Below are 13,693 nucleotides of genomic sequence, written 5' to 3' on the forward strand. Positions count from 1 at the left end.
TCGCGCCTCACGCCCTGAAGGTCACTCGGCGATCAGCCAGTCCATCTTCCAGCCGCCCTGGCGCTGGCCGAGCAGGTTGGCCAACCAGGGCATCAGCGCGTTCAGTTCTTCTTCCAGGCCCCACGGCGGGTTGGCAATCACCAGTCCCGAACCGTTCAGGCTCTGCGGTGTGTCCAGCGGGTGCACCAGCAATTCCACGCGCAGCAGCTTCGGCGCGCCGGTGCTGGTCAGGTCCTGATAGAAACGCTTGAGCGAGCGCTCGTCATCCTTGATCGGGTACCAGATGGCCGCCACGGTCTGGCGCATACGGCCGATGGTTTCCTTCAGGGCAGTGGCACAGCGCTTGAGCTCGTCGAGTTGCTCGAACGGCGGATCGATCAGCATCACCGCGCGCTTTTCGGCCACCGGCAGCAGGGCCCGCGGCACGTGCCAGCCCTCGCCCAGGTGCACGGCCACACGCGGGTCCTTCTTCATGTTTTCTTTGAGCAACTGGCCGTCTTCGGGGTGCTTCTCGTTGAGCAGCACACGGTCCTGCTGGCGCATCAGCCGGCGCGCCAGTTCGGGCGAGCCGGGGTAGTAACGCAGTTCGCCTTCGGTATTGAGACGGTTGATGACCTTGACGTAGTCGTCGGTCAGCGCCGGGCGATCGGTGGCCTGCCACAGGCGGGCGATGCCTTCGAGCCATTCGCCGGTGCGCGTGGCCTGGTCACCGTGGAGGTCGTAGAGGCCGAGGCCGGCGTGGGTGTCGATGTAGGTAAACGGCTGTTCCTTGCGCGACATCAGCGCAACCAACCGGGTGAGGACGATATGTTTGAACACGTCGGCGTGATTGCCGGCGTGGAAGGCATGACGATAGTTCATGGGGACTCCTGCAGATGGGCAGGAGTCTAGCATTTCAGATGGGTTTTTTGCGGTGTGGGGAACAGAGCCGTTTTGCAGCCGATGACCGCTCCCACACGAACGCCGTGGGAGCGGTCATCGGCCGCGAAACAGGCAACGCGTGCTCACTGACGCACCGCGGTGTGCTTTTCGCGGCCACGGACCGCTCCCACATTGGCCGCTCCTAGGCAGGACAAAGCATCACTTGCCATGGTGGAACGCCGCCTCGGCGCGTTCGAAGCGACTGACCATGGCCTGCGACGGCCCGCGGCCCAGCTTGCTGACGATCAGGATGGCCAGGCTGGCGAACGCGAAGCCCGGAATGATCTCGTACAACCCCAGCAGCTCGAAGTGTTTCCACACGATCACTGTCGCCGCGCCGACCAGGATGCCAGCCAGAGCACCATTGCGCGTCATGCCCTTCCAGACCACCGAGATCAGCACCACCGGCCCGAACGCTGCGCCGAACCCTGCCCAGGCGTAGCTGACCAGGCCCAGTACGCGGTTGTCGGGATTGGACGCCAGCCAGATAGCGACCAGCGCCACCAGCAGCACCATCATGCGGCCGACCCAGACCAGCTCACGCTGCGAGGCGCCCTTGCGCAGGAACGCCTTGTAGAAGTCTTCGGTCAGGGCGCTGGAGCACACCAGCAACTGGCAGCTCAGGGTACTCATCACCGCGGCCAGAATGGCCGACAGCAGCACCCCGGCGATCCACGGATTGAAGAGGATCTTGGCCAGCTCGATGAATACCCGCTCGTGGTTCTCGGTGACCGGACCGGCCAGCTCGGGGTGCGCCGAGAAGTAGGCAATGCCGAAGAAACCCACGGCCACGGTGCCACCCAGGCAGAGGATCATCCAGGTCATGGAAATGCGCCGCGCCTTGGCAATGGAGCGCACCGAATCGGCCGCCATGAAGCGGGCAAGAATGTGCGGTTGGCCGAAATAGCCCAACCCCCAGCCCAGCAGCGAAACGATGCCGATGAAGGTGGTGCCGCGCAGCATGTCGAAGTTGGCCGGGTTCTGCGCCTCGATGGCCAGAAAGGCCGTGTCGACGCCGCCGGTGGCCAGCACTACGACGATGGGTGTGAGGATCAGGGCGAAGATCATCAGCGTGGCCTGCACCGTGTCGGTCCAGCTGACCGCCAGGAACCCGCCAACGAAGGTGTAGGCAATGGTAGCGGCGGCGCCGGCCCACAACGCGGACTCGTAGGACATGCCGAAAGTGCTTTCGAACAGCCGCGCGCCGGCGACGATGCCTGAAGCGCAGTAGATGGTGAAGAACACCAGGATCACCACCGCCGAGATGATCCGCAGCAGGCCGCTGGTGTCTTCGAAACGCCCGGCGAAATAGTCCGGCAGGGTCAGGGCGTCACCGTTGTGTTCGGTCTGCACGCGCAGCCGGCCAGCGACGAACAGCCAGTTCAGGTAGGCACCGATGATCAGGCCGACGGCGATCCAGCCTTCCGACAGGCCGGACATGTAGATCGCGCCCGGCAGGCCCATGAGCAACCAGCCGCTCATGTCCGAGGCACCGGCGGACAGCGCCGTGACCACGCTGCCAAGGCTGCGACCGCCGAGAATGTAGTCGGAAAGATTGTTGGTGGAACGGTAGGCGAACAGGCCGATCAGGACCATGGCAGCGATGTAGATCACGAAGGTGATCAGAGTGGGATTGCTGACACTCATGGGGTGTCTCCTCGAGTTGTTTTTATGAGCCTGCGGGCGCGTGTCGGCGCCTCTGTGCAGGTCGGCAGATGGCAAGACGTCAGGGCTGACCCAAAGGCGCCGAACTTTAGGCCGGCATTGGAGACGGGCGCAACCCCTTTTGGCAAGCAAGTTGCACCTCTGGAAACATCTGGATAAACGCGGTGCATCTGCTTCCTTTCGGAGCATTCGCCTGCTACTCGCTACTTGGCCGCACCGGCGTTGTGCAGATTCAACCCATGCAAAAAGATTTTCCGTCGAGCGGTGCAACTTTCGTCGATATACAGGTTGCACCTGGTTGCACCCCGCAAAGCGCACGGCTAATCTTGCCGCCGGCTTTATTGCCACGCACCGTGGCCCTGATGAGGACAAGAAATGGCAACCACCACCCTGGGCGTCAAATTGGACGACCCGACCCGCGAACGCCTCAAGGCTTGCGCGCAGTCCATCGACCGCACTCCACACTGGTTGATCAAGCAGGCGATCTTCAACTATCTGGAGAAGCTGGAAGGCGGCGCGACGCTGACCGAACTGACCGGCGCCGGGGTGAGTGGCAGTGACGATGCGGGCGATATCCAGCCCGACCATGCCCATCAGTGCTTCCTCGAATTTGCCGAAAGCATTCTGCCGCAGTCGGTACTGCGCGCCGCGATCACCGGCGCGTACCGCCGTCCGGAGCCTGAAGTGGTGCCGATGCTGCTGGAGCAGGCGCGCCTGCCGGCCGACATGGCCGAAGCCACCAACAAGCTGGCCGCGCGCATTGCCGAGAAGCTGCGCAACCAGAAAAGCGCCGGCGGCCGTGCCGGCATCGTTCAGGGCCTGCTGCAGGAATTCTCGCTCAGCTCCCAGGAAGGCGTGGCCTTGATGTGCCTGGCCGAGGCGCTGCTGCGCATCCCCGACAAGGGCACCCGCGACGCCCTGATCCGCGACAAGATCAGCACCGGCAACTGGCACCCGCACCTGGGCAACAGCCCGTCGCTGTTCGTCAACGCGGCCACCTGGGGCTTGCTGCTGACCGGCAAGCTGGTGTCGACGCACAACGAATCGGGCCTGTCGTCGTCGCTCAGCCGCATCATCGGCAAGAGCGGCGAGCCGATGATCCGCAAGGGCGTCGACATGGCCATGCGCCTGATGGGCGAACAGTTCGTCACCGGTGAAACCATCGGCGAGGCGCTGGCCAACGCCAGCAAGTTCGAGAACAAGGGTTTCCGCTACTCCTACGACATGCTCGGCGAGGCGGCGCTGACCGAGCACGACGCGCAGAAATACCTCGCCTCCTACGAGCAGGCTATCCACTCGATCGGCAAGGCCTCTCACGGTCGCGGCATCTATGAAGGTCCGGGTATCTCGATCAAGCTGTCGGCGCTGCACCCGCGTTACAGCCGCGCGCAGTACGAGCGCGTCATGGAAGAACTGTACCCGCGCCTGCTGTCGCTGACCCTGCTGGCCAAGCACTACGACATCGGCCTGAACATCGACGCCGAGGAAGCCGACCGCCTGGAGCTGTCGCTGGACCTGCTCGAGCGCCTGTGCTTCGAGCCGCAACTGACCGGCTGGAACGGCATCGGTTTCGTCATCCAGGCCTACCAGAAGCGCTGCCCGTACGTGATCGACTACGTCATCGACCTGGCTCGGCGCAGTCGTCATCGCCTGATGATCCGCCTGGTGAAGGGCGCCTACTGGGACAGCGAGATCAAGCGCGCTCAGGTCGAGGGGCTGGAAGGCTACCCGGTGTACACCCGCAAGGTGTACACCGACGTGTCCTACGTGGCCTGCGCGCGCAAGCTGCTGTCGGTGCCGGAAGTCATCTACCCGCAGTTCGCGACCCACAACGCCCACACGCTGGCGGCCATCTACCACATTGCCGGTCAGAACTATTACCCCGGTCAGTATGAATTCCAGTGCCTGCACGGCATGGGTGAACCGCTGTACGAACAGGTCGTAGGCAAAGTGGCCGATGGCAAGCTGAACCGTCCATGCCGTGTGTATGCACCGGTCGGCACCCACGAAACACTGCTCGCGTATCTGGTCCGCCGCCTGCTGGAAAACGGCGCCAACACTTCGTTCGTCAACCGGATCGCCGACCAGTCCATCTCCATCCAGGAACTGGTCGCCGACCCGGTGGCCACCATCGAGCGGATGGCGACCCAGGAGGGCCAGTTCGGTCTGCCTCATCCGCGCATTCCGCTGCCGCGTGATCTGTACGGCAGTGACCGGGCCAACTCGGCCGGCATCGACATGGCCAACGAGCATCGCCTTGCGTCACTGTCGTCAGCCCTGCTGGCCACCGCTCACACCGACTGGAAAGCCCTGCCCATGCTGGGCTGCGAAGCCAGCAACGAACCGGCCCAACCGGTGCTCAACCCGTCCGACCTGCGCGACGTGGTCGGCCATGTGCAAGAAGCCACCGTCACCGACGTCGACAACGCGATCCAGTGCGCAATGATCAACGGCCCGATCTGGCAGGCCACGCCGCCGGCCGAGCGCGCCGCGGTACTGGAGCGTGCCGCAGACCTGATGGAAGCCGAGATCCAGCCACTGATGGGGCTGCTCGCCCGCGAAGCCGGCAAGACCTTCGCCAACGCCATCGCCGAGGTCCGCGAGGCCGTGGACTTCCTGCGCTACTACGCGGTGCAGGCGCGCAACGATTTCAGCAACGATGCCCATCGCCCGCTGGGTCCGGTGGTGTGCATCAGCCCGTGGAACTTCCCGCTGGCGATCTTCAGTGGCCAGGTTGCCGCAGCGCTCGCCGCCGGTAACCCGGTGCTGGCCAAACCTGCGGAGCAGACCCCGCTGGTGGCCGCGCAAGCCGTGCGCCTGCTGCTCGAAGCCGGTATCCCCGAAGGCGTGCTGCAACTGCTGCCAGGCCGCGGTGAAACCGTGGGTGCACGGCTGGTGGGCGACGAGCGGGTCAAGGGCGTGATGTTCACCGGTTCCACCGAAGTGGCGCGGTTGCTGCAGCGCAACATCGCCGGGCGCCTGGACTCGCAAGGTCGTCCGATTCCGCTGATCGCCGAAACCGGTGGCCAGAACGCGATGATCGTCGATTCCTCGGCGCTTACCGAACAGGTGGTGATCGACGTCGTTTCCTCGGCATTCGACTCCGCCGGCCAGCGTTGCTCGGCCCTGCGCGTGCTCTGCCTGCAGGAGGATTCGGCCGACCGTGTGATCGAAATGCTCAAGGGCGCCATGGCCGAAGCGCGCCTGGGCAACCCCGAGCGCCTGAACGTGGACATCGGCCCGGTGATCGACGCCGAGGCCAAGACCGGTATCGAGAAACACATCCAGGGCATGCGTGACAAAGGCCGCGACGTGTACCAGATGGCCATAGCCGACAGTGCCGAGATCAAGCGCGGCACCTTCGTCATGCCGACCCTGATCGAACTGGAAAGCTTCGATGAGCTGCAGCGCGAGATCTTCGGTCCGGTGCTGCACGTGGTGCGCTACAAGCGGCGCGACCTGGACCAGTTGATCGGCCAGATCAATGCGTCCGGCTATGGCCTGACCCTGGGCGTGCACACCCGCATCGACGAAACCATCGCCAAGGTGATCGACAACGTTCATGCCGGTAACGTCTACGTCAACCGCAACATCGTCGGTGCCGTGGTGGGTGTGCAGCCGTTCGGCGGCGAAGGCCTGTCGGGCACCGGCCCGAAAGCCGGTGGCCCGCTGTACCTGTACCGCCTGCTGTCGACGCGGCCAAACGACGCCATCGCCCAGTCCTTCGCCCGCACCGATGCCGGTACGGCGCCGGACGTGCGTCTGCGTGATGCCATGGGCAAGCCGTTGCAGGCCCTGCAAGCCTGGGCTTCGAGCAATCAGCAGACCGAACTGGCGCAACTGTGCGGCGAATTCGCCGCCCAGTCGCAGAGTGGCGTGAGCCGTCTGCTCGATGGCCCCACCGGTGAACGCAACAGCTACACCATCCTGCCGCGCGAGCACGTGCTGTGCCTGGCCGACACCGAAGCCGACCTGCTGGCGCAGCTGGCAGCGGTGATGGCCGTGGGCTCCCGCGCGGTGGTGCCCGACAACGAGCTGGGCAAGGCCGTGCGCATGCGTTTGCCCAAGGAAGTGCAGGCGCGTATCCAGCTGGTACCGGAGTGGAACAAGGACGAGGTGCACTTCGATGCTGTGCTGCATCACGGTGACAGCGACCAACTGCGTGCCGTCTGCGAGCAGATCGCCAAGCGCAGCGGCGCCATCGTCGGTGTGCATGGCCTGTCTCAGGGTGAAACCGGCATCTGCCTGGAGCGCCTGGTGATCGAGCGAGCGCTGAGCGTCAATACCGCCGCCGCGGGTGGCAATGCGAGCTTGATGAGCATCGGCTGAGCCCTCGGGCCACAGCAGAACGCCACTCCGGCTCGCGCCGCAGTGGCGTTTTTTTTGCTCCGGCTCAGTCCGGCCGCTGTGAATCAGGACTGTACATGGGTCAGATTCTGCTCGGCCATCGCTGCCAGCAATGCCTGCAAGGTCCAGAATTTACGCCCATGCACTTTGTCCCAGCTGGGTCGCGACAGCGAGTAGCGGCCCAGCTGCTTCTCGACGGCCGTACGATAGATATTGCCATCACGACTCAGGTGCACCACCTGGCGCTTGCCCTCTACCTTTTCGATGTAGAACGAACCGGGGTGCACCAGCCGGGGTCTGCCAAGCTGCAGTTGCGCCGGGCGCGCGCCCAGGAAATCCTGGACATCGGCATGCAGGGCCTCAAGGGCCGCAGAGGATGTTGACGTGGGGGAGGATGACGCCTGCCGGTGCGTTGGCACCTCGACCTCCAGAAAGAAATCGGCTTTGACTCGCGCCTCCCCAAACGATGGGTCATAGCCGGGGTCCACGCGCCAGCGCGGCCGGATGCCGCCCTCCGGTTCAGCCACGCGTACGCCGACAGCCCTGTTCAGTTCGGCCAGCCCCGGCGTGCTGCGGTAGGTGTTGGAGTGGCTGTTGCCCACCAGCGCTACCCACTTGTGCTCGCCGGCGCTGGCCTGGTGAGCCTGGATCACTCGGCTGGCCAGATAGCTGAACATGCGCTGGCGTGCGCCGATCCCATTGTCGGCCACGCCCTTTGCATACCAACTGGCTGCACAGTCCAGGCCTATCACCTGCAGCCCCTGCTTGCGGGCCTGGACCACTACATTCTCAAACGTGAACGGCTGCCCGGCGTCCACCCAGTGACCTTTGTCGACGCTGGCCAGATGCTGTTTCAGAGCAGGTGTCATAACCCCAGTCTCGTTCAGGGTCTTGAGGTCCCTGGCGAGAAAGTCCATATGCAGATGCTCGAAGTACAAGGTCTTGACCCCCTGCGCCTTGAGCGTGGCGAAATTGTCTATCAGGAACCGCTTGGACGCAGAGGTGGCATGCGACTCGCCGATCACCAGGCCGTTGCTCTTCTGGTACACCTGGGCGATCAGCGCGGCGTGGGAGACGTGCTCCGCAAGTGGGGGCAGTTCCACCCGGGCAGGAACGACCACCTCGCGCAGATAATCATCTGCGTCGCGCAGCAGTTGCTTGCGCTTGGTGAAAAAACGCTGCTTGGCCTGATCGCTTGGCTTGGGCGCACGCAGCGCGCCCTGCTCATCGAGCGCATACCCATGGGCGCGGGGCAACAGCTCACTCATCAGCGCGCGGTCTTCAGCGGCGATGAGGTAGTCGGCCATCACCGAGTCATCGGCACTTGCACTACTGCCCGCCCGGGAGCGCCCTCCGGCGCGCAGGCCAGTGTCCAGGTGGGTCACGAAGCGCCCATCGGGACCCTGGCGCACCGGGTGCTCATGGCTGTTGGTAGACGTCCGGCGCAGGCGCAGGGTCAGTTCGCCGCTGCGCCGAAACACCTCATAAACGTTGCCGTCCTGGCGCACGTACAGCTTGCCGCCATGCTTCCAAGTGCCGGCATCCAAACCGTGCTGACGCACGGCCGTCGTCAGGTCGATGTCCACCGCGTGCCCGGCAAAGCCGTCCAGGCGTGCGCCCTTGCGGCCGATATGCACGCTGGGCGACGACGCGCGCTGGCGTGGCGCCAGGGACTGACGGGCCACCTTGGCGGCTGCTATCCCCGGAATGAACGACACCAGGGCGAAACCGAAGTTGAGCTCCGCAGAGGCCATACGGCGCAGCCCCAGAGCGGTATCGCCACGACTGAAGGCGTTGACCGCTGCCTGGGCATCGGCCCAACCGTCATACAATTGCAGCGCCGTGCCGATACCCGGCAAATAGTACAAGCCGGACATCGCCAGCTGCTTGCCGCCGTCGCGCAATTGCTGGGCGAATGCCTGGCGCACCTCCTCACGGCTTCGAGAAATCAACTGGGCATCGTTGAGCAACTGCTGCTGACGGTGATGCAGCAAGGCCGCCGCCACTGGCCAGACCGGATAGGGCGACACGGCAAAGTGGATAAATCCGCTGTAGTCACACTGGCGAGCTTGCTCCAGGTAGTGTTCTCGGCTGGCGCTAGCCTGCCCCACCCCGCCCAACCCCGCCAGCCAGGTGCGCATCGAGGTCGAACTCAGGCGACGAAGCAGCGCGGCCTTGACCGCATCGATGGACGCGCCCTGGATGAAGCTGGCGCCCTCGGCAACCTTGGGCAGGTACAGCCAGCACTCACCGGTACCGCAGTGCTCGAACAACAGCAAGCCACTGACCAATCGCTCGCTGCCGACGCCCAGGCTCAGGGTGGTCGTGCTCAGGCGCGCCGCCAGCGACCCTTGCGCCAATTGCTCGGCGCTGCGTGCCTGCAGTGCCTTTTCCAACAACGCCCAACCGTCCTTGCTCAGCAAGCCGCGCTGGTGATCGCCGAAAGCCTGCAGGCGCAGCGCCGAGAGGTAGGGCGCGCTCAGCAACTGCGAGCGAACGTCATCGCCGCTGTTGACCGGGAGGCTGTAGAGCGTTTGAACCTTGCGACGGTACTGCCCTGCCACGTCCAGCTCGATGATCAGGCGCCGCACTCGGTCGACGGTCAGCCCGGGTACTGCCAGAGGCTGCCGTGTGGCGCTGTCGAGCAGCGTCGCGTAACGCATGCGCAGGGTGACCTGGCGGTCGACATTGAGCAGGGCCAGTTCGACCAGGCTCAAGGTTTGCTGCCTGCTGCTGGGCACCAGCACCTCGGACGGGATGGTGGGCACCGCTTTCACCTCCACCGACTCGGGCAGCTTCAACAACACCTGCTGGGGATCGAGTTCGACATTGAGCACAGTGCGCAGATGCGCCTTGAGCAGCGCATGGGCGAACGGCTGGATCAGCGGTGGCTCACGCTGCAGGAAGCTTTCCTGCGCCGTCGCCACCTGATTGTAATGCTCAAGCAACTCGGCGAACTGCTGACGCACCGCTGGTGACGCACTGCCGATCCAGGCAGGCAAGCCTTGCAGCGTCGCCTGCAGGCGCCGTTGCTCGGCGACCCGAGCGATCGCCACTTCACGCACATCGTGGACCGGCGACTCAGGGCGCTGGCCAGTTCTTCGAGCAATCGAGCACGGGCAGCGTCATCGCTGGCGAGCGCAACACGGTCGGCGTGGCTGTCGATTTCAGAGCCCACGTAGTCATCCAGCCAGTCGGCAGTCACTACAGTGGTGACCCATGGCAGCGAGGCCTGCTGCACAAAGCGCATGATGGCTGCTTGCGCGCTCGTCGAATATCGCGCCCACACCGGCGTGAACGAGAGATCCTGAAGGCTCGCGGTCAAGCTTTGCAGCAGTTCAGTCAGCGACCCGAAACGACGAATCCCCCCGTCGATACCTGCCATCACCAACAGGCACGGCTGGCGACGTTGCTCATCGTTCCAGGCGCGCGCCGAAGCGACGACATAGGCGCCGGGCAGGCGATAGGAGAATGTCGCCAGGCCTACCGCCAATTGTGCGACCACGTTGCCGCTGGCTTGACGTTGAGCCGCGGCAGGGTGGCCAAGTACCTCATTGATGAGTGTCAGATCAACGCTCGAAAGCGTCCCTTCGTAGACCTGCAATTGGGCATCATGGCGTAGGAAAGTGCCCAGGCCCGCGACAATGGACTGGCGCGGGGTCATGCCGTGTTCGTCCCGCTGTCCCCAGAAAACCTCCTGCGATGACACCGGTTGTGCCATGAGCTGATCGACCTGCCGTTGCACCTTACCTTGCGTCGCCTGCCAGGCGGCATGCACCTGCCGATAACGCTGCTGTTCGGAACTGGCCAGGTTGTCACCGATGTAGCGCTGAATGCCCATCTCGCACGTCGCGATTTTTTGCGCGACAAGGACGCTGGACATGCTGGGGTTGATGCTGGCGAAGGTAACCAGATGCGCTTGACGCTCAGCATCGGCCGCAAGGGCCGCAGTCAAACATGCTTGAAGCGCGGACGGCAGTGCAAGCCAGAAGCGTTCCACGCGCCGCTGTGGCCAGTTTTCGTCAGGTGCCGACCGGGCATTGATCTGGGCGTTCAGCTCGCTGGCAATGCTGCTGTCAAGCCCGTGGTTCAGTGGTGGCTTGTCGAGCAGGCCGAAATGGGCCTTGACCCCCAGCCCGGCGAAGGGGGGCTGGTGCCAGTGGGCGGCGACGTCCGCGCTGAAGCGGCTCCAGAACTCGTCGCCGTGCGGCCCCAGCATGAACTCGATCAGGGCATGGCCGGCCTGCGCACGGCTGTCGAACTCGAACAACTGCTGACCCAGGCCTGGAAACACCATCAGGCAGCGATCGCTGGACGGGGCCTGGAGCAGTTCTACGCCAGGCAGGGTCAGACGGGTGCCGTCCGAAGTTTCAAGGGCAACAGCGTAGACGCTGGGCGCATCGCGCTGAGCGCCCGACTGCAAAGCATCGTCGAGCAGCTGCTGGCCGGCATCGCTGATCTGTCCCAACGCTGCCAACAGCTGGGCGCGCAAAGCCAGGTCTTCGGCGCGCAACGCCTTGCTGTGATCCAGGCGCGACCCTTCGGTACCCGGCGCGAGGTCGCCTCAATATTGCGCCGAAGCGGCCCTTAGCTGCGCCGAGGTCTGCCCTTCCAGCAGCGGAGCATGCCGAGCCAGCGCCTGCAAGCGTGTGCAGAGGTCGGCCAAGGCATCGGTCAGAACGCCCAGGTTATTGAGCAAGGGCGTGCGCTGGTGACCGGTGCCCACATGAGCTTGCAGCAGGACGTCGAGTGTTTCCTCGAGGGGGGTATTCATGAATAAACTCGTTTGAGAAAAGCAACCACAGTGCACACCCTTTGAACGCGTGCGGTGGTAGATAAACGCCACCCGAAACTCGATGCTTTTCACCCAACCCTTTGACACCACAAGCTTTGCACAGGTTATTATCCTTGGCACGCAGCCTGCATGACGCGGCTGTGTGCTGCAGACACTCGAAACCCCATGCCAGTCCAAACGGAGTACCGCCCTTGAACGCCACCTTCATCAACAGCCTGTTCTTGATCGGCGCGTTGCTGGTGGGTGCAAGTATTCTGGTCAGCTCGCTGTCATCGCGCCTGGGCATTCCCATTCTGGTGATCATCCTGGCCGTGGGCATGGCCGCCGGAGTGGACGGCGGCGGCATCATCTTCAACAACTACCCCACGGCCTATCTGGTCGGGAACCTGGCGCTGGCGGTAATCCTGCTCGATGGCGGACTGCGCACGCGGGTCTCGAGCTTTCGCGTGGCGCTGTGGCCCGCCCTGTCGCTGGCCACGGTCGGGGTGCTGATCACCACCGCATTGACCGGCGCGGTCGCCGCCTGGCTGTTCAACCTGAGCATGATTCAGGGGCTGTTGATCGGCGCCATCGTCGGTTCCACCGATGCGGCGGCGGTGTTCTCGCTGCTGGGCGGCAAGGGCCTGAACGAGCGGGTGACCGCCACGCTCGAGATCGAATCGGGCAGCAACGACCCCATGGCGGTGTTCCTCACCGTGACCCTGATCGACATGATCGCCAGCGGCCAGACCGGCCTGCATTGGGGCCTGCTGGGGCACCTGCTGCGCGAGTTCGGCATTGGCGGCGTCATCGGCCTGGGCGGTGGCTGGGTCATGCTGCAACTGGTCAACCGCATCAACCTGGCCGCCGGCCTGTACCCGATCCTGGTGGTGGCCGGCGGCCTGCTGGTGTTCGCCCTGACCAACGCCCTGCACGGCAGCGGATTCCTGGCTGTCTACCTGTGCGGCCTGGTGATGGGCAACAAGCCGATCCGCAGCCGCCACGGCATTCTGCACATGCTCGACGGCATGGCCTGGCTGGCGCAGATCGGCATGTTCCTGGTACTGGGGCTGCTGGTCACGCCGCATGACCTGTTGCCCATCGCCCTGCCCGCCCTCGCCTTGGCCCTTTGGATGATCCTGGTCGCGCGACCGCTGTCGGTGATGGTTGGGCTGTTGCCGTTCAAGGCGTTCCATGGCCGCGAAAAAGCCTTCATCTCGTGGGTGGGCCTGCGCGGCGCGGTACCGATCATCCTCGCGGTGTTTCCATTGATGGCCGGGCTGCCGGATGCGCAGCTGTTCTTCAACCTGGCGTTCTTCATCGTGCTGGTATCGCTGCTGGTACAGGGCACCAGCCTGCCGTGGGTGGCCAAGTTGCTCAAGGTCACCGTACCGCCGGACCCTGCACCGATCTCGCGCTCCGCCCTCGAAGTACACATCACCAGCGAATGGGAGCTGTTCGTGTACCGCCTGGGCGCGGAAAAGTGGTGCATCGGCGCGGCCCTGCGCGAGCTGAAAATGCCCGAGGGCACACGTATCGCCGCGCTGTTCCGCGGCCAGCAACTGCTCCACCCGTCCGGCAGTACGGTGCTGGAAGTGGACGACCTGCTGTGCGTGATCGGCCACGAGCACAACCTGCCAGCCTTGGGCAAATTGTTCAGCCAGGCGCCGCAGCGCGGTCTGGACCTGCGTTTCTTCGGCGACTTCGTGCTCGAAGGCGACGCTCAACTGGGCGCGGTGTCAGCGCTCTACGGCCTCAAGCTGGATGGGCTCGACCCGCAGATGCCGCTCAGCCGCTTCATCATTCAGCGGGTTGGCGGCGCGCCGATCGTTGGCGACCACGTGGAGTGGAACGGCACCATCTGGACGGTCGCGGTCATGGACGGGAACCGGATCATGAAAGTGGGCGTCAAATTCCCCGAAGGAAGTCGTCCAGGGCCTGGGCTCTTTCTTTGAATTCCTGGCGGATGAATTCAAGCCTGCTTAT

Annotated in this window: 6 protein-coding genes and 1 pseudogene; 2 read left to right on the plus strand and 5 right to left on the minus strand. The window is 64.3% G+C overall.

Features of this window, described 5'->3' with window-relative positions:
* Window positions 1-21 precede the first annotated feature (21 nt).
* Together IFT57_RS19920 and putP are read right to left on the minus strand one after the other, a co-directional pair.
* Window positions 22-861, minus strand: coding sequence for a 23S rRNA (adenine(2030)-N(6))-methyltransferase RlmJ (locus IFT57_RS19920; protein ID WP_192152440.1), 840 nt, complete (start codon window positions 859-861; stop codon window positions 22-24).
* A 219-nt stretch (window positions 862-1,080) separates the two neighbouring features.
* Window positions 1,081-2,568, minus strand: a complete 1,488-nt coding sequence (gene putP, locus IFT57_RS19925) for a sodium/proline symporter PutP (RefSeq protein WP_192152441.1) — start codon at window positions 2,566-2,568, stop codon at window positions 1,081-1,083.
* Window positions 2,569-2,961: 393 nt separating this feature from the next.
* Between putP and putA the strand changes: the two genes are divergently transcribed.
* Window positions 2,962-6,915: a trifunctional transcriptional regulator/proline dehydrogenase/L-glutamate gamma-semialdehyde dehydrogenase gene (putA, locus tag IFT57_RS19930; protein WP_192152442.1), complete on the plus strand. Its 3,954-nt coding sequence runs from the start codon at window positions 2,962-2,964 to the stop codon at window positions 6,913-6,915.
* An 83-nt stretch (window positions 6,916-6,998) separates the two neighbouring features.
* Here putA and IFT57_RS19935 read toward each other — a convergent pair whose 3' ends face one another.
* From IFT57_RS19935 to IFT57_RS19940, 3 genes and pseudogenes are all read right to left on the minus strand, one after another.
* Window positions 6,999-9,998: a membrane-targeted effector domain-containing toxin gene (locus IFT57_RS19935; protein ID WP_192152443.1), complete on the minus strand. Its 3,000-nt coding sequence runs from the start codon at window positions 9,996-9,998 to the stop codon at window positions 6,999-7,001.
* Window positions 9,999-11,125: 1,127 nt separating this feature from the next.
* Window positions 11,126-11,464, minus strand: a pseudogene (locus IFT57_RS27170) (dermonecrotic toxin domain-containing protein); the annotation flags it as partial.
* A gap of 33 nt (window positions 11,465-11,497) precedes the next feature.
* Window positions 11,498-11,707, minus strand: a complete 210-nt coding sequence (locus IFT57_RS19940) for a hypothetical protein (protein ID WP_192152444.1) — start codon at window positions 11,705-11,707, stop codon at window positions 11,498-11,500.
* Between the two features lie 212 nt (window positions 11,708-11,919).
* Between IFT57_RS19940 and IFT57_RS19945 the strand changes: the two genes are divergently transcribed.
* Entirely contained in the window at window positions 11,920-13,662 is a 1,743-nt protein-coding gene (locus IFT57_RS19945; protein WP_192152445.1) for a potassium/proton antiporter, read from the plus strand.
* Window positions 13,663-13,693 lie beyond the last annotated feature (31 nt).

It is taken from the genome of Pseudomonas sp. CFBP 13719 (assembly GCF_014842095.1).
GTDB lineage: Bacteria > Pseudomonadota > Gammaproteobacteria > Pseudomonadales > Pseudomonadaceae > Aquipseudomonas.